This is a genomic window from Streptomyces sp. NPDC002776, from assembly GCF_053592195.1.
Genome location: NZ_JBSFVG010000005.1, coordinates 269,871 through 295,078, shown reverse-complemented (window position 1 = coordinate 295,078; position 25,208 = coordinate 269,871). Strand labels below are relative to the sequence as shown.

The 25,208-nt window shown below is 71.7% G+C and carries 19 protein-coding genes; 10 read left to right on the top strand and 9 right to left on the bottom strand.

Annotated elements, in window-relative coordinates:
• Window positions 1-269 precede the first annotated feature (269 nt).
• Both ACWD11_RS13400 and ACWD11_RS13395 read right to left on the bottom strand, forming a co-directional pair.
• On the bottom strand, window positions 270-2,396 hold the full coding sequence (locus ACWD11_RS13400; RefSeq protein WP_451282974.1) for a helix-hairpin-helix domain-containing protein: 2,127 nt from the start codon (window positions 2,394-2,396) through the stop codon (window positions 270-272).
• Complete coding sequence (locus ACWD11_RS13395; RefSeq protein ID WP_389419391.1) at window positions 2,393-3,376, bottom strand: aldo/keto reductase; 984 nt, start codon at window positions 3,374-3,376, stop codon at window positions 2,393-2,395. The genes ACWD11_RS13400 and ACWD11_RS13395 overlap by 4 nt, the downstream gene beginning before the upstream one ends.
• 170 nt (window positions 3,377-3,546) lie before the next feature.
• On the opposite strand from ACWD11_RS13395, the gene ACWD11_RS13390 reads away from it, so the two are divergent.
• The gene (locus tag ACWD11_RS13390; RefSeq protein WP_451282972.1) at window positions 3,547-4,602 is read left to right on the top strand and encodes an LLM class F420-dependent oxidoreductase; all 1,056 of its coding nucleotides are present in this window, start codon (window positions 3,547-3,549) and stop codon (window positions 4,600-4,602) included.
• A 226-nt stretch (window positions 4,603-4,828) separates the two neighbouring features.
• Window positions 4,829-5,617 carry a ferritin-like domain-containing protein gene (locus ACWD11_RS13385; protein WP_389419389.1) on the top strand — a complete coding sequence of 263 codons (789 nt, stop codon included), beginning with the start codon at window positions 4,829-4,831 and terminating at the stop codon, window positions 5,615-5,617.
• 6 nt (window positions 5,618-5,623) lie between these two features.
• On the opposite strand, the gene corA is transcribed toward ACWD11_RS13385, so the two are convergent.
• Complete coding sequence (gene corA, locus ACWD11_RS13380) at window positions 5,624-6,622, bottom strand: magnesium/cobalt transporter CorA (RefSeq protein ID WP_389419388.1); 999 nt, start codon at window positions 6,620-6,622, stop codon at window positions 5,624-5,626.
• Window positions 6,623-6,684: 62 nt separating this feature from the next.
• On the opposite strand from corA, the gene ACWD11_RS13375 reads away from it, so the two are divergent.
• The 5 genes from ACWD11_RS13375 (at window position 6,685) to ACWD11_RS13355 (ending at window position 11,303) form a co-directional block, all read left to right on the top strand.
• On the top strand, window positions 6,685-7,371 hold the full coding sequence (locus tag ACWD11_RS13375; protein WP_389419387.1) for a histidine phosphatase family protein: 687 nt from the start codon (window positions 6,685-6,687) through the stop codon (window positions 7,369-7,371).
• Between the two features lie 79 nt (window positions 7,372-7,450).
• A complete protein-coding gene (locus ACWD11_RS13370; RefSeq protein ID WP_389419386.1) occupies window positions 7,451-8,041 on the top strand; it encodes a DUF3090 domain-containing protein in 591 nt (196 codons plus the stop codon).
• Entirely contained in the window at window positions 8,005-8,823 is an 819-nt protein-coding gene (locus tag ACWD11_RS13365; protein WP_451282970.1) for an SCO1664 family protein, read from the top strand. The genes ACWD11_RS13370 and ACWD11_RS13365 overlap by 37 nt, the downstream gene beginning before the upstream one ends.
• A gap of 99 nt (window positions 8,824-8,922) precedes the next feature.
• A complete protein-coding gene (mshC, locus tag ACWD11_RS13360; protein WP_389419384.1) occupies window positions 8,923-10,152 on the top strand; it encodes a cysteine--1-D-myo-inosityl 2-amino-2-deoxy-alpha-D-glucopyranoside ligase in 1,230 nt (409 codons plus the stop codon).
• 191 nt (window positions 10,153-10,343) lie between these two features.
• Window positions 10,344-11,303: an SMP-30/gluconolactonase/LRE family protein gene (locus ACWD11_RS13355; protein WP_389419383.1), complete on the top strand. Its 960-nt coding sequence runs from the start codon at window positions 10,344-10,346 to the stop codon at window positions 11,301-11,303.
• 55 nt (window positions 11,304-11,358) lie between these two features.
• On the opposite strand, the gene ACWD11_RS13350 is transcribed toward ACWD11_RS13355, so the two are convergent.
• The 6 genes from ACWD11_RS13350 to ACWD11_RS13325 all read right to left on the bottom strand — a co-directional run bounded on the left by ACWD11_RS13350 (window position 11,359) and on the right by ACWD11_RS13325 (window position 18,425).
• Window positions 11,359-12,330: a PAC2 family protein gene (locus ACWD11_RS13350; protein ID WP_389419382.1), complete on the bottom strand. Its 972-nt coding sequence runs from the start codon at window positions 12,328-12,330 to the stop codon at window positions 11,359-11,361.
• A gap of 143 nt (window positions 12,331-12,473) precedes the next feature.
• Window positions 12,474-13,145 carry a FadR/GntR family transcriptional regulator gene (locus ACWD11_RS13345; protein WP_389419381.1) on the bottom strand — a complete coding sequence of 224 codons (672 nt, stop codon included), beginning with the start codon at window positions 13,143-13,145 and terminating at the stop codon, window positions 12,474-12,476.
• Window positions 13,146-13,219: 74 nt separating this feature from the next.
• Window positions 13,220-14,836 carry a glycerol-3-phosphate dehydrogenase/oxidase gene (locus ACWD11_RS13340; RefSeq protein WP_389419380.1) on the bottom strand — a complete coding sequence of 539 codons (1,617 nt, stop codon included), beginning with the start codon at window positions 14,834-14,836 and terminating at the stop codon, window positions 13,220-13,222.
• 77 nt (window positions 14,837-14,913) lie between these two features.
• A complete protein-coding gene (gene glpK / locus ACWD11_RS13335; RefSeq protein WP_451282967.1) occupies window positions 14,914-16,455 on the bottom strand; it encodes a glycerol kinase GlpK in 1,542 nt (513 codons plus the stop codon).
• 70 nt (window positions 16,456-16,525) lie between these two features.
• A complete protein-coding gene (locus ACWD11_RS13330) occupies window positions 16,526-17,326 on the bottom strand; it encodes an MIP/aquaporin family protein (protein WP_389419378.1) in 801 nt (266 codons plus the stop codon).
• A 334-nt stretch (window positions 17,327-17,660) separates the two neighbouring features.
• Window positions 17,661-18,425 (bottom strand): IclR family transcriptional regulator, encoded by a 765-nt coding sequence (locus ACWD11_RS13325; protein ID WP_389419377.1) that lies wholly within the window; start codon window positions 18,423-18,425, stop codon window positions 17,661-17,663.
• Between the two features lie 277 nt (window positions 18,426-18,702).
• Here ACWD11_RS13325 and metH point away from each other — a divergent pair, with 277 nt between their 5' ends.
• The 3 genes from metH to ACWD11_RS13310 all read left to right on the top strand — a co-directional run bounded on the left by metH (window position 18,703) and on the right by ACWD11_RS13310 (window position 25,142).
• Entirely contained in the window at window positions 18,703-22,218 is a 3,516-nt protein-coding gene (gene metH / locus ACWD11_RS13320) for a methionine synthase (protein WP_389419376.1), read from the top strand.
• A gap of 173 nt (window positions 22,219-22,391) precedes the next feature.
• Complete coding sequence (locus ACWD11_RS13315; protein ID WP_389419375.1) at window positions 22,392-23,093, top strand: HAD family hydrolase; 702 nt, start codon at window positions 22,392-22,394, stop codon at window positions 23,091-23,093.
• A 444-nt stretch (window positions 23,094-23,537) separates the two neighbouring features.
• Entirely contained in the window at window positions 23,538-25,142 is a 1,605-nt protein-coding gene (locus ACWD11_RS13310; protein WP_389419374.1) for an ABC transporter substrate-binding protein, read from the top strand.
• Window positions 25,143-25,208 lie beyond the last annotated feature (66 nt).

The window sequence follows — 25,208 nt, the reverse complement described above, 5'->3', positions numbered from 1 at the left end:
CCTCCGTCTCGACGCGCACGCTGCCCGCCGAGGCTCTGACGGTGGGCGTGGGCCTCGCGTTGCGCGTGCCGCGGCGCTGGCGCCGGGTCCGGCCTCCGTCTCGACGCGCACGCTGCCCGCCGGGGCCCTGGCGGGCAGCGTGGGCCTCGCGCTTCTCCTGACCGGCAGCCCGTGGCGCTGCACCACGGGCTCGCGCGGTGGTGGGGTGCCGCGGCGCGGCCGGGGCCTGTTGCCCTGGCCTGGGACCCGCACGGTGGTCGCGGGTGCCGCTACCGGGCCTCGGTCGGCGCCTGCGGTGCCAGCAGCTCCGCCAGCCGGGTCGTCCGGGGCTTGGCCGGGACCTCCGCCACGGCACGGGCCAGGGCCTGCTCCACGCCGTGCACCACGGACAGATGCCGCTCCGCCCGGCCGAACGCCGTGTACACCCAGGGCCGGCTGAGCGCCCCGGCCGCGTCTCCGGGCAGCACCGCCACGACGGCCGGCCACCGTCCGCCCGCCGCCTGATGCGCGGTGAGCGCCCAGCCGTGCCGCACGGACTGCTCCACCCGCTCCTTGGGCACGACGACGTCCTCGCCCGCGCAGGACAGGTGCAGCCCCTCGGCGTCGGCCGTCACCACCCGGCCCATGAGGGTCCGTCCGAGCACGGGGGAGTAGGCGATCCGGTCGCCGGGGTCGAAGCCGCCGAAGCGGCCGGGGCCGGGATTGAGCCGCTCCTTGAGCGCCGCGTTGAGCGCACGGGTGCCGACCGCGCCGCCATGACCCGGCGTGATCACCTGGGTGTCCTCGGCCGGGACGCCGATCGCGCGCGGCACCGAGTCCGCGACGAGCTGCACGGTCCGGTGCACGGCCTCCCCGGCGTCCCGCACCGGCACGATCACGACCTCCTTGCCGGGCGCCTCGCCCTGGTTCAGCTCGCCGACGCCGATGCCCGAGACCAGCTCGCCGAGCGGCCCGGGGTCCGGCCGCCGCGAGGCGATCTGCGGACACACCCGCGCGGCGAGCAGATCCGCGAACACCCGCCCGGGCCCCACGGACCACAGCACCCCGGGATCCCCGGCCAGCACCAGCCGGGCCCCGTCCGGCAGCGACTCGGCGACCAGCGCGCCCGTCTCCACGTCCAGCTGAGGCGCGTCGAGCACGACCAGCAGATCGAGATCCAGCGCCCCCTCCGGGTCCCGGCCCGGCCCCTCGGCCCCGGAGAGCAGCCCGGCCACGGTGGTGACACCCGCGCTCTCCTCCAGCAGCGCCGCGAACCGGTCCCGGCCCAGCGGACCGTGGGCCGCCGCCCAGGCGCGCAGCCCCATGCCGCGCGCCGCGCGCACCAGCGCCGCGGGCTCGGCGAGCGAGGCCGCACCGCCGGTGTGCAGGACCAGCGCGTGCCCGGCGACCGCCCGGATCAGCTCACCCGCGGAGCCACCGGCAGCGGCGGCCTCCTCCCAGGCGCCCGCGGAACCGTCCTGCTTGGGCACGGAGTTGATCAGACGGCCCAGACCGTCGGCGAGGCTCTCCTCGGCCAGGGCGTACCGCTCGAGGCCGACCAGGACCCGGACGGGCCGCTCCTCCTCGCCGTCCTCGGCCGCTTCCTCGGCCGCCGGTTCCTCGTCGAGGCCGTCCTGGAAGGCCAGCGCCTCGCCCTCCGCGAGACTGCTCTGCACCGCGGCGTCCGGGTCGGGCATCCCTTGCCGGGCCAGCGCGGCGGTCAGCGTCGGCATCTCCAGGGCCGTGTGCCCCGCCAGCGCCGCCTGCTCCAGCAGCCAGACGGTCAGCGCCCGCCCCCGCCGCTCGTCGTCCGGACCGCACGCGGCACCCAGCAGCGCCCGCGCGAACCCGTCGGCCTGCTCGGGCCGCACCCCGGCGACCCGCAGCAACTGCCAGGGATCGGCCCGCAACCGGTCGGGCGCGCCCTCACCGAGGACGGCGGCGACCGGTGCCGCGAGCGCGGCCGGGGCGCCGCCCTCGGCCAGCACCAGCCGCACGCCCTCCACGGCCTCGGGCAGCGCCACCACGGGTGCCTCGGCGGGCACGGGCTGTGTCCGCCGCACCGGCTCCGGGGCGCGCCGCCGCGGCGGCTCGGGCTCGGCGAACACGGTCGCCGCGGGCTTGGCCCCGCTCTCCACGGCCCGTACGGCGGCCAGCAGATCCGCGGCCGTCCCGCTGAGCTTGGCCCCGGCCTCGATGGGCGCCGCCTTCTCGGCCTTGCGCCGCGCGATCCGCTCCCGCTCCAGCCGCTGCGCGGCCAACTCGGCCTCGGCCGCCGACAACTGAGCCGCGCCCTCGGCGCCGTCGCCGCCCTCGGCGGCCGGGGCGGCGTCGCCGGCGGCGGCCTCCTCCGGCGCGGGCTGCTCGGCCGGCGTCCCCGGTTCGGCGTCCCCCGTGGTCTCGGGCTCCGTGCTCACAGCGTGCTCCAGTCGTGATCGGGATAGCGGTGCACGGGCGCCGACACATCGTCGAGCGCCCGGCAGATCTCGTCAGGAAGACTAAGGGCCTCCACTGACAATGCCGCCGTGAGCTGCTGCGCGTTGCGCGCGCCGACGATGGGCGCGGCGACCCCCGGCCGGTCCCGCACCCAGGCGAGGGCGACCTGCAGCGGGGTCACCGCGAGCCCGTCCGCCGCCGTCCGCACGGCGTCCACGATCCGGCTCGCCGTGTCGTCGAGGTACGGCGCGACGAACGGCGCCAAGTGCTCCGAGGCGCCCCGGGAGTCGGGCGGCGTGGCGTCCCGGTACTTGCCGGTGAGCACCCCGCGGCCGAGCGGGGAGGAGGGCAGCATCCCGATGCCGAGGTCGAGCGCCGCGGGCAGCACCTCGCGCTCCACGCCCCGCTGGAGCAGCGAGTACTCCAGCTGCGTACTGGCCAGCCGGGTCCGGATGCCCGGCGCGGCCAGCTGCCACGTCGCGGCCTTGGCGAGCTGCCAGCCGCAGAAGTTGGAGACGCCGGCGTACCGGGCACGGCCGCTGCTGACCGCGATGTCGAGGGCCTGGAGGGTCTCCTCCAACGGGGTGCCCGGGTCGTAGGCGTGGACGTGCCACAGGTCGACGTAGTCCGTGCCGAGCCGGGCGAGCGAGGCGTCCAGGGCGGAGAGCAGATGCCCCCGGGAGCCGTCGAACCGGCGGTCCGGGTCGGGCACGCTGCCCGCCTTGGTCGAGATCACCAGGTCCCGGCGCGGCACGAGCCCTTCTATGAGCTGTCCGAGCAGATACTCGGCCTCTCCGTCGCCGTACACGTCCGCCGTGTCGACGAGGGTGCCGCCGGCTTCCCAGAACGTCTTCAAGAGGTCCGCGGCGTCATGGTCGTCGGTGTCCCTGCCCCAGGTGAGGGTGCCGAGTCCGATACGGGACACACGAAGGCCGGTGCGGCCGAGATGCCTCTGCTCCATGGACGCCGAGATTACTGGCCAGAACCTGCCCCGTGGGTGCCTGTGGATAACCAGTTCCCCCGTCCACGACGTGGGGGTCCGCGGTGCGCCCCGCGCCCTCCCCGCCATGCCCTCCACCGCGCTAAGGTCTCGGCAACAAGGACGTTACTGATCAGTAAGGGGAATCGGCCATGCAGCTCGGGATCAACCTCGGCTACTGGGGTGCCGGAATGGACGGGGACAACCTCGCCGTCGCCCAGGAGGCCGACCGACTCGGCTACGCCGTCTGCTGGGCCGCCGAGGCCTACGGCTCCGACGCGGCCACCGTGCTCAGCTGGGTCGCCGCCAAGACCGAGCGCATCGACGTCGGTTCGGCCATCTTCCAGATCCCGGCCCGCCAGCCGGCGATGACCGCCATGACCGCCGCCACCCTCGACTCCCTGTCCGGCGGCCGCTTCCGCCTCGGCCTCGGCGTCTCCGGACCGCAGGTCTCCGAGGGCTGGTACGGCGTCAAGTTCGACAAGCCGCTCTCCCGCACCCGTGAGTACGTCGAGATCGTCCGCAAGGCGATGAGCCGCGAACGCCTCAGCCACGAGGGCGAGCACTGGACGCTGCCGCTGCCCGGCGGCCCCGGCAAGCCCATCAAGCTCACCGTGCACCCCACCCGCGAGCACATCCCGCTGTACATCGCCGCCATCGGCCCGAAGAACCTTGAGCAGACCGGCGAGATCGCCGACGGCGCGCTGCTGATCTTCCCCTCCGCCGAGCACCTGGAGGACACCGCGATGCGGCACCTGCGCGCGGGCCGCGAGAAGGCCGGCCTGACGCTCGACGGGTTCGACGTCTGCCCGACCCTGCCGCTCGCCGTGGGCGACGACAAGGACGTCACGGCCCTCGCCGACACCTTCCGCCCCTACACCGCCTTGTACGTCGGCGGCATGGGCAGCTTCAAGCAGAACTTCTACAACCAGCTCGCCCAGCGCATGGGTTACGAGAAGGAAGCCGCCGAGATCCAGGACAAGTACCTGTCCGGCGACAAGCAGGGCGCCGCGGCCGCCGTACCGCACGACCTCATCGACAAGACGACCCTGCTGGGCTCGGTCGACCGGATCGCGGACCGGATGACGGCCTACGCGGCGGCCGGTGTCACCACCCTCACGCTCGCCCCCGCCGGCTTCACCCTGGACGAGCGTCTCGCCTCGCTGCGGGCCGGCACCGAGGCCCTGGAGCGCGCCGGCCTCGCGTGAGGCGGCCGGGGAAGTTCTGCGGCCGTGGTGGGGGCTCGGGGGTCTTCCCCGCCACGGCCGTCACGCAGAACAACGCGCCCGGGGCCGTGCGGTTACGCCTCCGTCGTACCCCGGGCCTCCTCCTTTTGGAGGAGTTGTCCGACACAACTGTTGCAGCACCCCTCCCGCCGCACTTGACTCGTCCTTTGCGGAGTCCCGCGCGGAGGCACGCAGAGAGGTGCTCACGATGCTGTCGGCCAAGAGCCTGTTCCAGGAGATCATCGACAACGACGAGTCCTTCGCCCTTTTCTGCTCCATCGCCGCGAGCGGGGAGTCCCAGGGTGGCTGGGAGAACGCCCGCATCGCCGCGCTCGTCCCGGACGGTGAGCGCGCACTCGCCCCCAAGATCACTCGCCATGGCGCCGACGAGGACAAGCACGGGCGGATCTTCAACGCCCTCATGAAGAAGCGCGGCCTCGAACCCGTCCCCGTCCCGCACGAGACCGACTACACGCTGCTCCTGGAGAAACACGGCATCGGCCTGGCCCACGAGAAGCTCAAGGACGAGGAGCGCCTCACGGTGCGGGACATCGTCATCTACCTCGCCCACAGCAGGGTCACCGAACAGCGCGCCGCGGAACAGATGGACCTGCTGCGCAAGCACTTCGCGGACCACCCCGACATCGGCCGCGCGGTGAGGATGATCGCCGCCGACGAGGACAACCACCTCGCCTACTGCCACGAGGAACTGCTGCGTCTCGCGCACGCCGGTCACGGCCGCGCCATCCAGCGGACCCTCCGGGAGTGCGCGCTGGCGGAGATCTGGATCTACCGGGACGTCAGCCTCGCCGTGATGGCCCACATGGGACGCATCCTCGGCTGGTCGCGCGCGAAGTCGGCGGTCCTCGCCGCCGGTATCCACGCCGTGTACGCCTGGGAGCGGGCCGCGGGCTGGCGGCGCATGGTCTCGCTGAAGACGCCCCGGCGGCGGGACGCGCTCGGCGGCCCCGCGGCCTCCGCCCCCGAGTTCGCCTGACGGCGGCTACAACCACCCCCTGCTCTTGAACATCCGGTAGAGCAGGACCTCCAGGGCCGCCATGAGTACGATCACGGCCGGGTACGCCCACGCCCAGCGCAGCTCGGGCATGTGCTCGAAGTTCATGCCGTAGACCCCCGCGATCATCGTGGGGACCGCGGCCATGGCCGCCCACGCGGAGATCTTCCGCATGTCGTCGTTCTGCCGGACGCTCATCTGCGCCAGATGCGCCGAGAGGATGTCCGACACCAGCCGGTCCAGGCCCTCCACCGACTCGTTCACCCGCGTGAGGTGGTCATTGACGTCCCGGAAGAACGGCCGCGCCCGGTCGTCCACGAACGGCACCGACCCGCCGGGCCCGCCGCTCGACCCGGACAGCCGCCCGAGCGGCGGCGCCAGCGGCCCGGTCGCCCGGCGGAACTCCAGGACCTGCCGCTTGAAGTTGTAGATCCGGGAGGCGGTGTGCCGGGAGCCGCCGTCGACCGGGGAGAAGACCTCCGCCTCCAGCTCCTCCAGGTCGGTCTGGAGCTCGGTCGCGACCTCCAGGTAGTGGTCCACGACCGCGTCCGCGACGGCGTAGAGCACCGCCGTGGGCCCCTTGCCGAGCAGCGTCGGCTCCTCCTCCAGACGATGCCGTACGGTCTTCAGCGGGGAACCCTCGCCGTGACGGACCGTCACCACGAAGCCGTCGCCGAGGAAGACCATGATCTCGCCGGAGGACACGGTGTCGCTGTGCGGCTCGTAGACGACCGGCTTGAGGACCAGGAACAGTGAGTCGTCGTAGACCTCCAGCTTGGGGCGCTGGTGGGCCTTGAGGGCGTCCTCGACGGCCAGCGGATGCAGCGCGAACTCCTCGGTGACCCGGTCGAACTCCTCCTCGGAGGGAGCGTGCAGGCCGATCCAGACGAAGCCGCCGACGGACCGTGCCTCGGCGAGTGCGTCGGAGAGGTCCTCGGGGCCGTCCGCCCGCCGCCCTTCGCGGTAGATGGCGCAGTCGACGATCACAGTGCGTATTCTCCTGTCCACTCTTCCTCGGCACACCTCGTGGTGCGCCTACGCTGGGCCGCATGCCCACGCTGATCCTGGTCCGGCACGGACGTTCCACCGCCAACACCGAGGGACTGCTCGCCGGCTGGACGCCCGGCGTCGCCCTCGACGAACGCGGCGCCGCGCAGGCCGCCGCCCTGCCCGGGCGCCTCGCCGAGCTGCCGATCTCCGAGGTGGTCACCAGCCCCCTGCAGCGGTGCGAGGAGACGGTCCGGCCGCTCCTCGACGCCCGGCCGGGGCTGCGCGCGCACACCGAGGAGCGGATCGGGGAGTGCCATTACGGCGACTGGTCGGGCCGCAAGCTCGCCGAGCTCAAGGACGAGCCGCTGATGGACGTCGTCCAGGCACACCCCTCGGCGGCCGCCTTCCCGGGCGGTGAGTCGATGCGGGCCATGCAGGCGCGGGCCGCGGAGGCCGTCCGGGAGTGGAACGCGCGCGTGGAGCGCGAGCACGGCGCCGACGCCGTGTACCTGATGTGCTCCCACGGCGACATCATCAAATCTCTTGTCGCGGACGCGCTCGGACTTCATCTCGACCTCTTCCAGCGGATTGCTGTCGAACCGTGTTCCATCACGGCGATCCGTTACACCCGGCTCAGGCCGTTTCTCCTGCGCCTCGGTGACACCGGCGACTTCGCGTCCCTGGCGCCGCGCGAGGAACCGCCGGCCGGTGACGCTCCCGTAGGGGGCGGTGCGGGCGCACCGTGATCGTCGGGCGCAGTAGGGTGAAGCGGTCGCGCCAGCGGCCCGATCACGAGTCCGACCACGATTCCCATGGAGACAGGACGTGTCCCGTCAGGTGTTCCTCTACGACCCGCCGGAGCGTTTCGTGGCCGGCACGGTCGGACTGCCCGGACGCCGTACGTTCTTCCTCCAGGCCACCGCCGGCTCTCGGGTGACCAGCGTGGCCCTGGAGAAGACGCAGGTGGCAGCGCTCGCCGAGCGCATGGACGAACTGCTCGACGAAGTCGTACGGCGCAGTGGCGGCAGCGCCGCGGTACCGGCCGTAGCCCCCACCGAGGTCGCCGACACCGAACCTCTGCAGACCCCGATCGAGGAGGAGTTCCGGGTCGGCACCATGGCGCTGGCCTGGGACGGCGACGAACAGCGCATGATCGTCGAGGCGCAGGCACTGGTCGAGCTGGAGGCCGAGTCCGAGGAGGACCTCGCCGAGGCCGAGGAGCGACTGCTCCAGGACGAGGAGAACGGCCCCCCGATGCTGCGGGTCCGGCTCACCGGCGTGCAGGCCCGGGCCTTCGCCAAGCGTGCCCTGGACGTCGTCAACGCCGGGCGGCCGCCGTGCCCGCTGTGCAGCCTGCCCCTTGACCCGGAGGGACACGTATGTCCGCGCCAGAACGGATACCGCCGCGGAGCGTGACCCCGCTGGAGCTGCTCACCGAGGGTGAGCTGACCGTCCGCGGCCGCATCCGCGAGGCCTCCAACGCCGCCCTGTTCTGCACGGTCGCCCACCAGGGCCAGGAGGCGTCCTGCGTCTACAAGCCGATCTCCGGCGAGCGCCCGCTGTGGGACTTCCCCGACGGCACCCTCGCCGAGCGGGAGGTCGCCGCGTACGCGGTCTCCGAGGCGACCGGCTGGAGGCTCGTACCGCCCACCGTGCTGCGCGACGGGCCCTACGGGGAGGGCATGTGTCAGCTGTGGATCGACGTCGTGCCCGGTGCCGAACTGCTCGCGCTGGTGGACCGGGAGGAGCCGGAGGAGGGCTGGAAGGCCATCGGGTTCGCCGAGGTCGGTGAGGGGCGGACCGCCCTGCTGGTGCACGCCGACGACGAACGGCTGCGACGGCTCGCCGTCCTGGACGCCGTGATCAACAACGCCGACCGCAAGGGCGGCCATCTGCTGCCGGCCGCCGAGGAGCGGCTGTACGGCATCGACCACGGGGTCACCTTCCACGCCGAGAACAAGCTGCGGACCCTGCTGTGGGGCTGGGCGGGGGAGGCCCTGACCGGGGAGGCGGTGGAGGTGCTCAAGGACCTGCAGGCGGCGCTGGGCCCCGACGGTCCCCTGACCGCCACGCTCACCTCCCTGATCACCCCGGCGGAGATCGACGCCACCCGCGCGCGGGTCGAGGCGATGCTCACCTCCGGCACCCACCCCGAGCCGAGCGGGGAGTGGCCCGCGATCCCCTGGCCGCCGGTATAGCCGCAAGGCACAAGGGCCGGTCACGCGCAAGAGCGCCTTACCGGCCATCCGGCCCGGTCCGGTTCGTATATGGAACGCCGGTCCGGTTACGCTCATGACATGTATGCCTGGCCCGCTTCTGAGGTCCCCGCCCTGCCCGGCACGGGCCGCGACCTCCGGATCCACGACACCGCGACCGGTGGACTCGTCACCCTCGAGCCCGGTCCCGTCGCCCGTCTCTACGTCTGCGGCATCACCCCGTACGACGCGACCCACCTGGGACACGCGGCGACCTACAACGCGTTCGACCTCGTGCAGCGCGTGTGGCTCGACACCAAGCGGCAGGTCCATTACGTCCAGAACGTCACCGACGTCGACGATCCGCTGCTGGAGCGGGCCGAGCGTGACGGCATCGACTGGGTGGCCCTCGCCGAGAAGGAGACCGCCCTCTTCCGCGAGGACATGACCGCCCTGCGCATGCTGCCCCCGCGCCAGTACATCGGCGCCGTCGAGGCGATACCCGGCATCGTCCCGCTCGTCGAGCGGCTGCGGGACGCGGGCGCCGCCTACGAACTGGACGGCGACGTCTACTTCTCCGTCGAGGCCGACCCGAACTTCGGCAAGGTCTCGCACCTCGACGCGGCCGCCATGCGGTTGCTGTCCGCCGAGCGCGGCGGCGACCCGGACCGCCCGGGCAAGAAGAACCCGCTCGACCCGATGCTGTGGATGGCCGCCCGTCCGGGCGAGCCGAGCTGGGACGGTGCCTCGCTCGGCCGGGGCCGCCCCGGCTGGCACATCGAGTGCGTGGCCATCGCCCTGGACCACCTGGGCATGGGCTTCGACGTCCAGGGCGGCGGCTCCGACCTCGCCTTCCCGCACCACGAGATGGGCGCCTCGCACGCCGAGGTGCTGACCGGCGAGTTCCCCATGGCCAAGGCGTACGTGCACGCCGGCATGGTCGCCCTGCACGGCGAGAAGATGTCCAAGTCCAAGGGCAACCTGGTCTTCGTCTCCACGCTGCGCCGGGAGGGCGTCGACCCGGTCGCCATCCGGCTCGCCCTCCTCTCCCACCACTACCGGGCCGACTGGGAGTGGACCGACCAGGTCCTCCGGGACGCCGTCGCCCGCCTCGGCCGCTGGCGCGCCGCCGTGTCCCGGCCCGACGGCCCGCCCGCCGAGGCGCTCGTCGAGGAGATCCGCGCGGCCCTCGCGAACGACCTGGACGCCCCGGCCGCGCTCGCCGCGGTCGACCGCTGGGCGGCGCTCCAGGAGGAGCGGGGCGGCACGGACGAGGGCGCTCCCGGTGTCGTCTCCCGTGCCGTGGACGCGCTGCTCGGGGTCGCGCTGTAGCACGCGCGTGGGGGCGCTTCGCCGTGGCCGGGAAGCGCCCTCCGCCGGGTCCGGCACCGCGGCCGGATGCTGTCGAGACGCTGTCGAAGGACTGTCGGGGCCTGTGATGCGGGCGGCCCGTGTGGTGGGGTGGAGCGGTAGTTGACCGCTGGACCGGCCACCCGCCGGTCCCCCTCGCGGAAGGGCTCCCCGTGGCTCCCACTCACGGTTCCTTCGCACGTCATCTCACCCGCCGCGGACTGCTGACCGCCGGCGCCGCGGCGACCGGCGCCGCACTCGTCGGCGCCCCCGCCCGGGCCGTCGCCGGGCCCACCGTCATCGCGCTGCCCGACGGCTTCCGTCCGGAGGGCATCACGATCGGCGGCGGGCCGTACGCCTACCTCGGCTCCCTCGGCGACGGCTCCCTCTACCGCGCCGATCTGCGCACCGGATCGGGCTCGATCGTCTCGCCCGGCCCCGGCACGCCCTCGGTCGGGCTCAAACTCGACGACCGGGGACGGCTGTTCGTCGCCGGACGCGGCCAGGGCGCCCGGGTGGTGGACGCCCGCAGCGGCGAGATCCTCGCCTCGTACGTCCTCACCACCACCACCCCGACCTTCGCCAACGACGTGTTCCTGACCCGGCGCGCGGCCTGGTTCACCGACTCCTACCAGCCGGCCCTGTACGCCCTCCCGCTCGGCCGGCACGGTGAACTGCCGGGCGCGGACGAGGTCGTGCGGATCCCTCTCGGCGGCGCCTGGCGCCAGGTGCCCGGCGAGGTCGTCAACGCCAACGGCATCACCCGCACCCCGGACGGTTCGGCGCTGCTCGTGGTGCAGTCCGGGGTCGGCGCCCTGTACCGGGTCGATCCGCGCACCGGCGTCACCGAACTCGTCGACCTCGGCGACGCGGCACCGCTCACCAACGGCGACGGACTGCTGCTGACCGGGCGGACGCTGTACGTCGTGCAGAACCGGCAGAACGCGATCGACGTCTTCACGCTGGCCGCCGACGGCCGCAGCGGTGTCTTCCGGCGCCGGATCACCGACCCCGCCTTCGACGTGCCGACGACGGTGGCCGCGTACCGGGGGCGGCTCTACCTGCCCAACGCGCGGTTCACCACCCCGCCGACGCCCACCACGGCGTACTCCGTGGTCTCCGTGCCGAGGTGACGGATGAGGGCGGTGCGCACCGGCGCACCGCCCTCATCCGCTTACTGGCACGGCCTCAGTCCTCCGACGACTCGTCGTCCTCGGGCCCCGGCTTGGGTGGCTTCGGCGGGCGGGTGCGACCGCTGGGGTTGTCCCGCAGGTAGGTGCCGTCCCCGCCGTCCGTGGCGTGTCCGCCGACCGGCGGGCCGCCGTCCCGGCGCCGCAGATACCGCTCGAACTCGCGCGCGATGGCCTCGCCCGACGCCTCCGGCAGCTCCGCGGTGTCCCGGGCCTCCTCCAGCGTCTGCACGTACTCGGCGACCTCGGTGTCCTCGGCGGCCAGTTGGTCCACGCCCACCTGCCAGGCGCGCGCGTCCTCCGGCAGCTCGCCCAGCGGGATGCGCACGTCGATCAGGTCCTCGAGCCGGTTCAGCAGCGCCAGGGTCGCCTTCGGGTTGGGTGGCTGCGACACGTAGTGCGGTACGGCCGCCCAGAGGCTGACGGCCGGCACGCCCGCGTGCGTGCACGCCTCCTGAAGGACGCCGACGATGCCCGTGGGCCCCTCGTACTTGGTCTCCTCCAGGTCCATCCGGCGGGCCAGATCCGGGTCCGACGTGGTCCCGCTGATCGGGACCGGACGTGTGTGCGGGGTGTCGCCGAGCAGGGCGCCCAGGATGACCACCAGCTCCACGCCCAGTTCGTGCGCGAAGGCCAGCAACTCGTTGCAGAACGAGCGCCAGCGCATGGACGGCTCGATGCCCCGGACGAGCACCAGGTCCCGTGGCTTCTCGCCGCCGACCCGGACCACCGACAGCCGTGTCGTGGGCCACGTGATCTTCCGTACGCCCGCGTCCATCCACACCGTGGGGCGGTTGACCTGGAAGTCGTAGTAGTCCTCGGCGTCCAGCGCCGCGAAGACCTCGCCCTTCCACTCCCTGTCCAGATGCGCGACCGCGGTGGAGGCGGCGTCGCCGGCGTCGTTCCAGCCCTCGAACGCGGCCACCATGACCGGGTCGATCAGCTCGGGAACCCCCTCGAGCTCGATCACCCAGTGCCTCCTTCCGACGTGCCCTCGCCTGACGACCCAACCTTACGGCGTGCGGCGGGGGCGCCCGCAGCCCCCTTGCACGGGGGAGTGAACGGATCACTGCCCCGATCGCCACCCCGGAACACCCCCTCGTCCGGTGGTCCTCACAGGGCGGAGCGCAGCCACTGTTCCACGCTCGCGATGTGCACCGTCGCCCACGAGCGGGCGGCCTCCGCGTCCCCGTCGCGCAGGGCGGTGAGGATCGCCCGGTGCTCGTACAGGGTGCGGCCGACCGCGTCCTGTTGGGTCAGCCCCCGCCAGATCCGGGCACGGGTGGTGGGCCCCGACAGCCCGTCGAGCAGGGAGCACAGCACCGAGTTGCCGGAGGTCCGCACGATCGCCCGGTGGAACTCCAGATCGCAGGCGACGAGTTCCTCCACCGAGGGTGAGGTGCCGAGCCCGTCCAACTGCTCGGCCAGCTCGTCCAGTTGCCGCTCGCTGATGCGGGCCGCCGCCATGGCCGTCGCGGCCGGCTCCAGGATGCGCCGGACGGCCAGGAACTCCAGCACGGTGTCGTCGCGGTGGAAGTCGACGACGAAACTCATGGCCTCCAGCAGCAGTTGCGGATCGAGGCTGGTCACATACGTGCCGTCGCCCTGCCGCACGTCCAGGATCCGGATCAGCGACAGGGCGCGCACCGCCTCGCGCAGGGAGTTGCGGGACAGGCCCAGTCCGGCGGCGAGTTCACTCTCCTTGGGGAGCCGGTCGCCGGGGCGCAGCGCACCGGAGACGATCATGCCCTTGATCTTCTCGATCGCCTCGTCGGTGACTGCCATGACGGCCTCCAGTGTGCTGAGACATCCGATGTCTGAGCACATTATGGAGGCACGTCACCGGCGCCCGCCGCGGGCTACTTCTTGTCGAGCAGGTCCTGGACCTTCGCCCGCACGTCGTCCGAGGCCAGTCCGCGGATCGTCAGCGTCGTACGGCGGCGCAGGACGTCGTCCGCCGTCTCCGCCCACTCGTGGTCGCGGGCGTAGACGACCTGGGCCCAGATCTCCGGGGCGTCGGGGTGGACGCGCTCGGCGAGTTCGGGGTTGTCGTTGGCCAGCCGGGCGATGTCGAAGGCCAGCGAACCGTAGTGGGTGGCCAGGTGCCGGGCGGTGTCGGCGCCCATGCGCGGGCCCGGCGCGGGACCGTCCACCAGGAGGCGGTGCGCGACCGCGCGCGGGTTGGCGACACCGGGCAGCGGGATCTTCTTCGGCAGGGTGCTGATCGGCTCGAAGTCGTCGCCCAGCGGGTGGCCCGGCAGCGCCTCCAGCTTCTTCATGATCGTGCGGCCGATGTGGCGGAAGGTCGTCCACTTGCCGCCGGCGACCGACAGCATGCCGCCGCGGCCCTCGGTGACGACCGTCTCGCGCTTGGCCTTCGCGGTGTCGCCGGGTCCGCCCGGCAGCACCCGCAGACCGGCGAAGGAGTAGGTGATCAGATCCCGGGACAGCTGCTGGTCGCGGATGGAGAACGCGGCCTCGTCCAGGATCTGGGCTATGTCCTTCTCGGTGACGGAGACGTCCGCCGGGTCGCCCTCGAACTCCTCGTCCGTGGTGCCGAGCAGGAGCATGTCCTCCCACGGCAGGGCGAAGGTGATGCGGTACTTGTCGATCGGGGTGGCCAGCGCCGCCTTCCAGGGCGAGGTCCGCTTCAGGACCAGGTGCGCGCCCTTCGACAGGCGGATCGACGGTGCGGCCTTGGGGTCCTCCATGGTGCGCAGGTGGTCCACCCAGGGACCGGTGGCGTTCAGCACCAGGCGGGCGTCGACGCCGAACTCGTCGCCCGACACCCGGTCGCGCAGCTCGGCGCCGGTGACCCGGCCGCGGGTGAAGCGCAGGCCGGTGACCTCGGCGTGGTTCAGGACGGCGGCGCCCGCCTCGACGGCCGCGCGGACCGTCATCAACGCCATCCGGGCGTCGTTCATCTGGTCGTCGCCGTACACGGCCACGGCCTTGAGGTTGTCGGTGCGCAGCTCGGGCACGTCCTGCGCGGCCTTCGCCGGGGAGAGCAGGTGGCCGACGCCGTCACCGAACGCGGAGAGCGCGGAGTAGGCGAAGACGCCCGCGCCGAGCTTCGCCGCGCCGTGCGGCCCGCCCTTGTACACGGGGAGGTAGAAGGTGAGCGGGTTCGCCAGATGGGGGGCCACCTGGCGGGAGACCGCACGGCGCTCGAAGTGGTTCTCCGCCACCAGCTTCACCGCGCCGGTCTGCAGATACCGCAGACCGCCGTGGAGGAGCTTGGAGGAGGCGGAGGAGGTGGCGCCGGCGAAGTCGCCGGCGTCGACCAGGGCCACCCTCAGACCGGACTGCGCGGCGTGCCAGGCGGTGGAGATGCCCAGGATGCCGCCGCCGATCACGAGAAGGTCGTACGACGCCTTGGAGAGCTGCTCCCGGGTCTCGGCACGGCTCGGGTTCGAGCCGGAGGCCGGGCGCGTGCCGAGGGCAGGCACGGACTGGAGGGTGGACTGACTGGTCATTTCGGGTTCTTACTCCTCGTCAGAGCGTGCGGCGAAGCTCCCGGGGAACTCGCTGCCGAGCTCCCCGCGCGCTCCGGTCAGCTGTCGTCGTCGTCGATCCAGCCCATGGTCCGTTCGACGGCCTTGAGCCAGTTCTTGTACTCGCGGTCGCGGGTCTCCGCGTCCATGTGGGGGGTCCACTCGGCGGCCCGGCGCCAGTTGGCGCGCAGTTCGTCGGTGCTGGACCAGAAGCCGACGGCGAGGCCGGCGGCGTAGGCGGCGCCGAGGCAGGTGGTCTCGGCGACCATCGGGCGCACCACCGGCGCGTCCAGGACGTCCGAGAGCGTCTGCATCAGGAGGTTGTTGGAGGTCATGCCGCCGTCGACCTTCAGGGTCACCAGCTCGTCGCCGGAGTCCTTGACCATGGCGTCGGCGATCTCCCGGGTCTGCCAGGCGGTCGCCTCCAGGACGGCGCGCGCCAGGTGCGCCTTGGTGACGTACCGGGTCAGGCCGGCGATCACACCGCGGGCGTCGGAGCGCCAGTGGGGGGCGAACAGGCCGGAGAAGGCCGGCACGAAGTAGGCGCCGCCGTTGTCCTCGACGGAGAGCGCGAGCGTCTCGATCTCGGCCGCGGTGGAGATCAGGCCCATCTGGTCGCGCATCCACTGCACCAGGGAGCCGGTGACGGCGATCGAGCCCTCCAGCGCGTAGACCGTCGGCTGGTCGCCGATCTTGTAGCCGACGGTGGTCAGCAGACCCGCGTAGGAGTTGATGATCTTGTCGCCGGTGTTCATCACCATGAAGGTGCCGGTGCCGTAGGTGGACTTGGTCTCGCCCTCGGAGAAGCAGGTCTGGCCGAACAGGGCCGCCTGCTGGTCGCCGAGCGCCGAGGCGACCGGGATGCCGCCGAGCAGGTCGCCCAGCTTGCCGCCGGTGACCTCGCCGTAGACCTCGGCGGATGAGCGGATCTCCGGCAGGATCGTCAGCGGGACGCCGATGGACTCGGCGATCTTCTCGTCCCACTTCATGGTGTGCAGGTTCATCAGCATGGTGCGGGAGGCGTTGGTGACGTCGGTGACGTGCTTGCCGCCGTCGACCCCGCCGGTCAGGTTCCAGATGACCCAGGTGTCCATGGTGCCGAAGAGGATGTCGCCCGCCTCGGCGCGCTCCCGCAGGCCCTCGACGTTGTCCAGCAGCCAGCGGGCCTTCGGGCCGGAGAAGTAGGACGCGAGCGGCAGGCCGGTCTCCCGGCGGAAGCGGTCCTGGCCGACGTTGCGGCCGAGCTCCCTGCAGAGCGAGTCGGTGCGGGTGTCCTGCCAGACGAGGGCGTTGTGGACGGGCTCGCCGGTGTTCCGGTCCCACAGCACGGTGGTCTCGCGCTGGTTGGTGATGCCGATGGCCTTGATGTCGTCGCGGGTGATGCCGGCCTTGGCGATGGCTCCGGCGACGACCTCCTGGACGTTGGTCCAGATCTCGGTGGCGTTGTGCTCGACCCAGCCCGGCTTCGGGAAGATCTGCTCGTGCTCCTTCTGGTCGACGGAGACGATACGGCCGTCGCGGTCGAAGACGATGCAGCGGGAGGAGGTGGTGCCCTGGTCGATGGCGGCGATGAAGGGGCCGGCGGTGTGGGCGTCGGTCACTGTGTGCTCCTGGAGGGTCCGTGGTTTCAAGGGGACGTGTCTACCTGTGCTTCGGGCGTCCGTGTGAGCTTTAGACGAAAGCGACGTTGTAGATGCCTGCGGCGACGGCCGCGCCGATCAGCGGGCCGACCACCGGGACCCAGGCGTAGCCCCAGTCGGAGCCCCCCTTGTTGGGCAACGGCAGCAGGGCGTGCACGATGCGCGGGCCGAGGTCACGGGCCGGGTTGATCGCGTAACCCGTCGGACCGCCCAGCGACAGACCTATCGAGACCACCACGAGCGCGGTGATCAGACCGCCCAGGGCACCGAGACCGTCGCCGGCCGCGTTCAGGCCCTGCGTGAGGACCGCGAGGATCAGCACCACGGTGCCGATGATCTCGGTGGCCACGTTCTGCCAGGCGACCCGGATCTCCGGACCGGTGGAGAAGACGCCGAGGACCGGACCCGCGCCCTTCTCCCGGGCCTCGACCGCCTTGGCGGTGGTCGTCTCGGCGCCGGGACCGCCGACGATCTCCCTGTCGGTCAGGTGGGCGAGGAACTGGCCGTAGTAGGCGACCCAGACCAGGGCCGCACCGATCATGGCGCCGAGCAGCTGTCCGCCGACGTAGGTCGGGACGTCGCTCCACGGGATGCCGTCGTCCTTGATCGCGAGCCCGAGGGTCACGGCCGGGTTCAGGTGGGCGCCGGACAGGGGCGCCGAGATGTAGACCGCCGTGAGGACCGCGAAGCCCCACCCGAAGGTGATGGCGAGCCAGCCGGCGTTACGGGCCTTGGAGGCCTTCAGCGTGACGGCGGCGCAGACACCGCCGCCGAGCAGGATGAGTATGGCGGTACCGATGGTCTCGCCGATGAAGATGTCGGAGCTGGACACCCGCGACTCCTTTGTCCTTCGTCCAGGGGAAGCCGAACCCCGGGTCCCACCGGTGGTTCGCGCCCTCGGGGATGAGAGCTGTACCGGCCCTTGGCGTTGCCACACTCTAGCGCTTATTGCCGGTAGGTGTTCGACAATGCCGACCGATGGACGGGAGTCTTGCTCCGGCTTCACAGGTGAGTCAAGAGTTCTGTTATCGAAAGCACGATCGTTATTGATCGCCCTGGGCTATCGATGTGCGGAGGGGAGGTTGACGCGAACATCCCCATTTGTCCGTCTCAGGGTAGGCCGAAGACCGGAACGCCGACGGCGCTCCGGTGATCCGGTGGTGAGGTCAGAAGCGCCCGGCGCCCAGATCCCGCGACACCGCGCGGGCGCAGTCCCGTACCGCGGCGATCACCTCGGGGCGTACCTCGCCGTCCTGGCACAGCCGCTCCACGGCGCCCGTGATGCCGACCGCGCCGACCGGCATCCGCCGTCGGTCGTGGATGGGGGCGGCCAGCGAGGCGACGCCCTCCCAGGTCTCCTCGACGTCGGCCGCGTACCCGCGCGCGCGTGTGGTGTCGAGGAGGCGCTCGAAGCTCTCCAGGTCGCACACGGTCCGGTCGGTGAACGCCTTGCGGTCGGCCTCCAGCGCCTCGCTGTGCGCGACCGGGTCGTACGCCGACAGCACCTTGCCCAGCGCCGTGGAGTGCAGGGGCTGCATGGCCCCGATCTCCAGCACCTGCCGGCTGTCGTCGGGCCGGAAGACGTGGTGCACGATCAGCACGCCCTGCTGGTGCAGGACGCCCAGGTAGACGCTCTCCCCGCTGGAGCGGGCCAGGTCGTCGGTCCACACCAGGGCACGCGCCCGCAGCTCGTGCACGTCCAGGTAGGTGGTGCCCAGGCGCAGCAGCTCCGCGCCCAGCTGGTAGCGCCCGGAGGCCTCGTCCTGCTCGACGAACCCCTCCTGCTGGAGGGTGCGCAGGATGCCGTGCGCGGTGCCCTTGGCGAGCCCCAGGGAGGAGGCGATGTCCGACAGGCCGAGCCGGCGCTCGCCGCCCGCGAGGAGCCGCAGCATCGCCGCCGCCCGTTCGAGCGACTGGATGTTCCGTGCCATCGCCGTCCTGCCTCCGTCCCCTCGATCGCCGACCTCGACGACGCCGTTGTTCGGCAATGCCGAACACTACCGGTCCATGCCGACCAACCGCCAATGGTCCGCAGCGATCCGTTGTGTCACTCGTATCCCGCGGGCGGCCCGCCCGTCATCCTCGTCCGTCCCGTGGACGCCCTGACCATCAGGTCCCGGTCCCGGCTACCCTGGCGGCGTGCGCCCACCGCGGAACAGACCGCAAGGGCGCAAAGCCGACAGCCGTCGCACCTCAGGGAGCCCTTTCATGGCCTCGTTGCCACAGACCCCTTCCGCCGACAGCCGGACCCGTGTGTCCGCCCTCCGCGAGGCCCTCGCCACCCGGGTGGTGGTCGCCGACGGAGCCATGGGCACCATGCTCCAGGAGCAGGACCCCACGCTCGAGGACTTCGAGAACCTCGAGGGCTGCAACGAGATCCTGAACCTGACCCGGCCCGACATCGTCCGCTCCGTCCATGACGCGTACTTCGCGGTGGGCGTCGACTGCGTCGAGACGAACACCTTCGGGGCCAACCACACGGCGGCGGCGGAGTACGAGATCGCCGACCGCGTGCACGAGCTGTCCGAGGCCGGTGCCCGCATCGCCCGCGAGGTGGCCGACGAGTACGCCGCCCGCGACGGCCGTACCCGCTGGGTGCTCGGTTCCATCGGCCCCGGCACCAAGCTGCCCACCCTCGGCCACGTCGGCTACACCACGATCCGCGACGGCTACCAGGCGAACGCCGAGGGCCTGCTGGCCGGCGGCGCCGACGCCCTGATCGTGGAGACCACCCAGGACCTCCTGCAGACCAAGGCGTCCGTGCTGGGCGCCCGCCGCGCCATGGAGGCGACCGGCGTCGAGGTGCCCCTGCTGGCCTCCATGGCCTTCGAGACCACCGGCACCATGCTGCTCGGCTCCGAGATCGGCGCCGCGCTCACCGCGCTGGAGCCGCTCGGCATCGACATGATCGGCCTGAACTGCTCCACCGGCCCCGCCGAGATGAGCGAGCACCTGCGCTACCTCACCCGGCACTCCCGCATCCCGCTGCTGTGCATGCCGAACGCGGGCCTGCCGATCCTCACCAAGGACGGCGCCCACTTCCCGCTCGGCCCCGAGGGCCTGGCGGACGCCCAGGAGAACTTCGTCCGCGACTACGGCCTCAGCCTCATCGGCGGCTGCTGCGGCACCACCCCCGAGCATCTGCGCCAGGTCGTCGAGCGGGCCCGCACCCTCACCCCCGGCGAGCGCAACCCGCGCCCCGAGCCGGGCGCCGCCTCCCTCTACCAGACCGTCCCGTTCAGGCAGGACACCTCCTACCTCGCGATCGGCGAGCGGACGAACGCCAACGGCTCCAAGAAGTTCCGCGAGGCCATGCTCGACGCCCGCTGGGACGACTGCGTGGAGATCGCCCGCGAGCAGATCCGCGAGGGCGCGCACATGCTCGACCTGTGCGTGGACTACGTCGGCCGGGACGGCGTCGCCGACATGGAGGAGCTGGCGGGCCGTTTCGCCACCGCCTCCACGCTGCCGATCGTGCTGGACTCCACCGAGGTCGACGTCATCCGGGCCGGCCTGCAGAAGCTCGGCGGGCGTGCCGTCATCAACTCCGTCAACTACGAGGACGGCGACGGCCCCGAGTCCCGGTTCGCGCAGGTCACCCAGCTCGCCCGGGAGCACGGCGCCGCGCTGATCGCGCTGACCATCGACGAGGAGGGCCAGGCCCGCACCCCGGAGAAGAAGGTCGAGATCGCCGAGCGGCTGATCGACGACCTGACCGGGAACTGGGGCATCCACGAGTCGGACATCCTCATCGACACCCTGACCTTCACCATCTGCACCGGTCAGGAGGAGTCCCGCAAGGACGGCATCGCCACCATCGAGGCGATCCGCGAGCTCAAGCGCCGCCACCCCGAGGTGCAGACCACGCTGGGCCTGTCGAACATCTCCTTCGGCCTGAACCCGGCCGCCCGCGTCCTGCTCAACTCCGTCTTCCTCGACGAGTGCGTCAAGGCGGGCCTGGACTCGGCGATCGTGCACGCCTCGAAGATCCTGCCGATCGCCCGGTTCACCGAGGAGGAGGTGCGGACGGCCCTCGACCTGATCCACGACCGCCGCGCCGAGGGCTACGACCCGCTGCAGAAGCTGATGGCCCTGTTCGAGGGCGCCACCACCAAGTCCCTCAAGGCCGGCCGGGCCGAGGAGCTGGCCGCGCTGCCGCTGGAGGAGCGCCTCAAGCGCCGCATCATCGACGGCGAGCGCAACGGCCTGGAGGCCGACCTCGACGAGGCGCTGCAGACCCGCAAGGCCCTCGACATCGTCAACGAGATCCTGCTGGACGGCATGAAGGTGGTCGGCGAGCTCTTCGGCTCCGGCCAGATGCAGCTGCCCTTCGTGCTCCAGTCCGCCGAGGTCATGAAGGCCGCCGTCGCCCACCTCGAACCGCACATGGAGAAGTCCGACGCCGAGGGCAAGGGCACCATCGTGCTGGCCACCGTCCGCGGCGACGTGCACGACATCGGCAAGAACCTCGTCGACATCATCCTGTCCAACAACGGCTACAACGTCGTCAACCTCGGCATCAAGCAGCCGGTCTCCGCGATCCTGGACGCCGCCGCGGAGCACAAGGCCGACGTCATCGGCATGTCCGGCCTGCTGGTCAAGTCCACGGTGATCATGAAGGAGAACCTGGAGGAACTCAACCAGCGCGGCATGGCGGCGGACTACCCCGTCATCCTCGGCGGCGCCGCCCTCACCCGGGCCTACGTCGAGCAGGACCTGCACGAGCTGTACGAGGGTGAAGTCCGCTACGCCCGCGACGCGTTCGAGGGGCTGCGCCTGATGGACGCCCTGATCGGCGTCAAGCGCGGCGTGCCCGGCGCGAAGCTGCCCGAGCTCAAGCAGCGCCGGGTCAGGGCCACCGCCCAGACGGTGGTCGAGGAGCGCCCGGAGGAGGGGCACGTCCGCTCCGACGTCGCCACCGACAACCCCGTGCCCACGCCGCCCTTCTGGGACACCCGCGTCATCAAGGGCATCCAGCTCAAGGAGTACGCCTCCTGGCTGGACGAGGGCGCGCTGTTCAAGGGGCAGTGGGGCCTCAAGCAGGCCCGCACCGGCGACGGCCCGACCTACGAGGAGCTGGTCGAGACCGAGGGCCGCCCCCGCCTGCGCGGTCTGCTGGACCGGCTCCAGACCGAGAACCTCCTCGAAGCGGCCGTCGTCTACGGCTACTTCCCCTGCGTGTCCAAGGACGACGACCTGATCATCCTGGACGACCAGGGCAACGAGCGGACCCGCTTCACCTTCCCCCGCCAGCGCCGCGGCCGCCGGCTGTGCCTGGCCGACTTCTTCCGCCCGGAGGAGTCGGGCGAGACCGATGTCGTCGGCCTCCAGGTCGTCACCGTCGGCTCCCGCATCGGGGAGGAGACGGCCCGGCTCTTCGAGTCCGACTCCTACCGCGACTACCTCGAACTGCACGGCCTGTCCGTGCAGTTGGCCGAGGCCCTGGCCGAGTACTGGCACGCGCGCGTCCGCTCCGAGCTGGGCTTCTCCGGCGAGGACCCGAGCGACGTCGAGGACATGTTCGCCCTGAAGTACCGGGGCGCCCGCTTCTCGCTCGGCTACGGCGCCTGCCCCGACCTGGAGGACCGCGCGAAGATCGCCGAACTGCTCCGGCCCGAGCGCATCGGCGTGCACCTCTCCGAGGAGTTCCAGCTGCACCCCGAGCAGTCCACGGACGCCATCGTCATCCACCACCCGGAGGCGAAGTACTTCAACGCGCGCTGACGCCCGCCGGCCCCCGGCAGGCGAGGCGCCCTCGACCGAGGCTCCGGTGTGCCCCGGGCCACGTCGGTTAAACAGGGCGGCGCAGCGACACACGACGTACACTGGTCGGTCCACTGCAGGCCGGTTCCCCGTGCGGGAACCGGCCTGATCGTCCCTCAAGGAGGTGCGCCCGGATGACCAGCACGGTCCCCGCGCCAGTAACCCGTACGGCGGAAGGCTCCGCCCTCCAGGCCGTACTCCTCGACATGGACGGCACCCTCGTGGACACCGAGGGGTTCTGGTGGGACGTCGAGGCCGAGGTCTTCGCCGGTCTCGGGCACACCCTCGACGACTCCTGGCGCCATGTCGTGGTCGGCGGTCCCATGAGCCGCAGCGCGGGATTCCTGATCGAGGCCACCGGTGCCGACATCACCCTCGCCGAACTCACGGTGCTCCTCAACCAGGGCTTCGAGGAGCGCATCAAACGCTCCCTGCCGCTGATGCCGGGCGCCACCCGGCTGCTGGCCGAACTGGCCGCGCACGAGATCCCCACCGCCCTGGTCTCCGCCTCGCACCGGCGCATCATCGACCGCGTCCTGGCCTCGCTCGGCCCGCAGTACTTCGCGCTGACGGTGGCCGGCGACGAGGTGCCGCGCACCAAGCCGCACCCCGACCCCTATCTGGCCGCCGCGGCCGGACTTGGCGTGGATCCGGCCAGATGCGCGGTCGTCGAGGACACCGCGACCGGGGTCGCGGCGGCGGAGGCGGCCGGCTGCCAGGTCGTGGTGGTGCCCTCGGTCGCCACCATCGCCCCGGCCCACCGGCGGACCGTCGTCGGCTCGCTGGAAGAGGTGGACCTGGCTTTTCTGCGCGGCCTGATGACGGAAATGCGCTAGCCGTTCACCGAGCGTGCAGCCGCGATACAAAGAAAATCCGGCAGGGCGGCGGGCCCCGGGAACTGCCCCGCAGATCAAGGAATTCGGGTCCGCCGGATGGCCGAATTCCGCCGAGCGTCCGGGCTGCCCGCCGGTGTGAGGTTCGCCACCCCGGGCGGCCTCGACAGGCCGCAGGCCGTGTGCTGTTCACCCCCTTTGGGGCGTCATCGGCGTGCCCTTGTGTCCCGATTGGGATGACGCTGCACTAATCCTTCCGCTGTCGGCTTTTCGGTGCGTCCACACCCGGTTTCGCTGCGTGATGGGGGCTCAACTCCGGTGGGCGCCAGGCGTCCTCGGGACGCCGACTAATCTCATCGCGAGAACATCACCCCCTATCGCCGTGATCCGCCGCGACACCCCTGCATGCCGGGTACACGGACGAGACAGCTCTGGAGAAACTCGAGCATGAACCGCAAGACTTTGGTGCTGCCGGCCGTCATCGGTCTGCTCGCCCCGGTCCTCGCCGCCTGCGGCGGATCGGACAGCGGCAGCGGCGGTGGGGACGCGATCGTCGTCGGTACCACGGACGAGTTCACCGCCACGAGCGAGGCACCCGCGCCGCTGGACCCGGCGTACGCCTACGACGTCGGCACCTGGAACATCCTGCGCCAGACCGTGCAGACCCTCATGATCCAGCCGCGCGGCGAGGGCGAGCCGGTCCCCGAGGCGGCCGAGCGCTGCGGCTTCACCGACACCGGCAACGAGCGCTACGCCTGCACCCTGCGCGAGGGGCTGAAGTTCGCAGGCGGCGACACGGTCACCGCCGCCGATGTGAAGTACTCCATCGAGCGCGCCCTCAAGCTCAAGGCGGACAGCGGGGTCTCCGCGCTGCTGTCGACCGTCGACACCGTGGAGACCCAGGGCGAGCGCGAGGTCATCTTCCATCTGAACACCGCCGACGCCACCTTCCCGTACAAGCTGTCCACGCCCGTCGCGGGCATCGTGGACCCGGACGACTACGAGGCCGGCAAGCTCCGCGACGGCTTCCAGGTCGACGGCTCGGGGCCGTACACCTTCGCGGCCGAGGAGGAGGACGGCAAGCTGGTCAAGGCCGTGTTCACCAAGAACCCCTCCTACAAGGGCGCCCTGACGGTGAACAACGACGAGGTCGAGCTGCGCTCCTTCGCCGACGCCGACGCCATGAGCAGCGCCATCGAGCAGGGCGACATCCACCTGATGTCCCGCACGATGTCGCCGGACCAGATCCAGCGGCTGTCCACGGCCTCCGACAGCACGGTCGACCTGGTCGAGATGTCCGGCCTGGAGATCCGCTACCTCGCCTTCAACACCGATGCCCCGGCCGTCGAGAGCAAGGCGGTCCGCCAGGCGATGGCCCAGGTCATCAACCGCGGCGAACTGGTCAGCAAGGTCTACGGCACCCAGGCCGAGCCGCTGTACTCGCTGGTCCCGGCCAGCCTGACCGGCCACTCCAACGCCTTCTTCAACAAGTACGGCGAGCCCAGCACCGCCAAGGCCAAGGCGCTGCTGGCCAAGGCGAACGTCAGCACGCCGGTGTCGATGACGCTGCACTACACCACCGACCACTACGGCTCGGCCACGAAGAAGGAGTTCGAGCTGCTGAAGGAGCAGCTGAACTCCAGCGGTCTGTTCGACGTGAAGATCAAGGGCACCCCCTGGGAGACCTTCCGCCCCGCCGAGCAGAAGGGCGAGTACGAGGTCTACGGCATGGGCTGGTTCCCCGACTTCCCGGACGCCGACAACTACATCGCGCCGTTCCTCGACAAGGACAACTTCCTCGGCTCGCCGTACGCGAACAGCGAGATCCGCAACTCCCTCATCCCGGAGTCCCGTCGTGAGGCCGACCGGCAGTCCGCGGTCGACAGCCTGACGAGCATTCAGGACATCGTCGCCGAGGACGTCCCGGTGATCCCGCTGTGGCAGGGCAAGCAGTACGTCGCCGCGCGCGACGACGTCACGGGCACCGCCTACGCGCTCAACTCCTCCTCCACCCTTCAGCTGTGGGAGCTCGGCCGCGGCGTGAGCGGCTGACGTATCCCGTGCCGGGACGCCGGGACGGCGGCCCGCGATGTCCGACACGACGACAAGGCACCTGCA

Coding starts and splice junctions, on each gene's coding strand:
- mshC (WP_389419384.1), top strand. CDS start 8,923: ATGTATGCCTGGCCCGCTTCTGAGGTCCCCGCCCTGCCCGGCACGGGC.
- ACWD11_RS13385 (WP_389419389.1), top strand. CDS start 4,829: ATGCTGTCGGCCAAGAGCCTGTTCCAGGAGATCATCGACAACGACGAG.
- ACWD11_RS13340 (WP_389419380.1), bottom strand. CDS start 14,836: ATGACCAGTCAGTCCACCCTCCAGTCCGTGCCTGCCCTCGGCACGCGC.
- ACWD11_RS13375 (WP_389419387.1), top strand. CDS start 6,685: ATGCCCACGCTGATCCTGGTCCGGCACGGACGTTCCACCGCCAACACC.
- ACWD11_RS13395 (WP_389419391.1), bottom strand. CDS start 3,376: ATGGAGCAGAGGCATCTCGGCCGCACCGGCCTTCGTGTGTCCCGTATC.
- ACWD11_RS13325 (WP_389419377.1), bottom strand. CDS start 18,425: ATGGCACGGAACATCCAGTCGCTCGAACGGGCGGCGGCGATGCTGCGG.
- ACWD11_RS13310 (WP_389419374.1), top strand. CDS start 23,538: ATGAACCGCAAGACTTTGGTGCTGCCGGCCGTCATCGGTCTGCTCGCC.
- metH (WP_389419376.1), top strand. CDS start 18,703: ATGGCCTCGTTGCCACAGACCCCTTCCGCCGACAGCCGGACCCGTGTG.
- ACWD11_RS13315 (WP_389419375.1), top strand. CDS start 22,392: ATGACCAGCACGGTCCCCGCGCCAGTAACCCGTACGGCGGAAGGCTCC.
- ACWD11_RS13345 (WP_389419381.1), bottom strand. CDS start 13,145: ATGGCAGTCACCGACGAGGCGATCGAGAAGATCAAGGGCATGATCGTC.
- ACWD11_RS13390 (WP_451282972.1), top strand. CDS start 3,547: ATGCAGCTCGGGATCAACCTCGGCTACTGGGGTGCCGGAATGGACGGG.
- ACWD11_RS13365 (WP_451282970.1), top strand. CDS start 8,005: ATGTCCGCGCCAGAACGGATACCGCCGCGGAGCGTGACCCCGCTGGAG.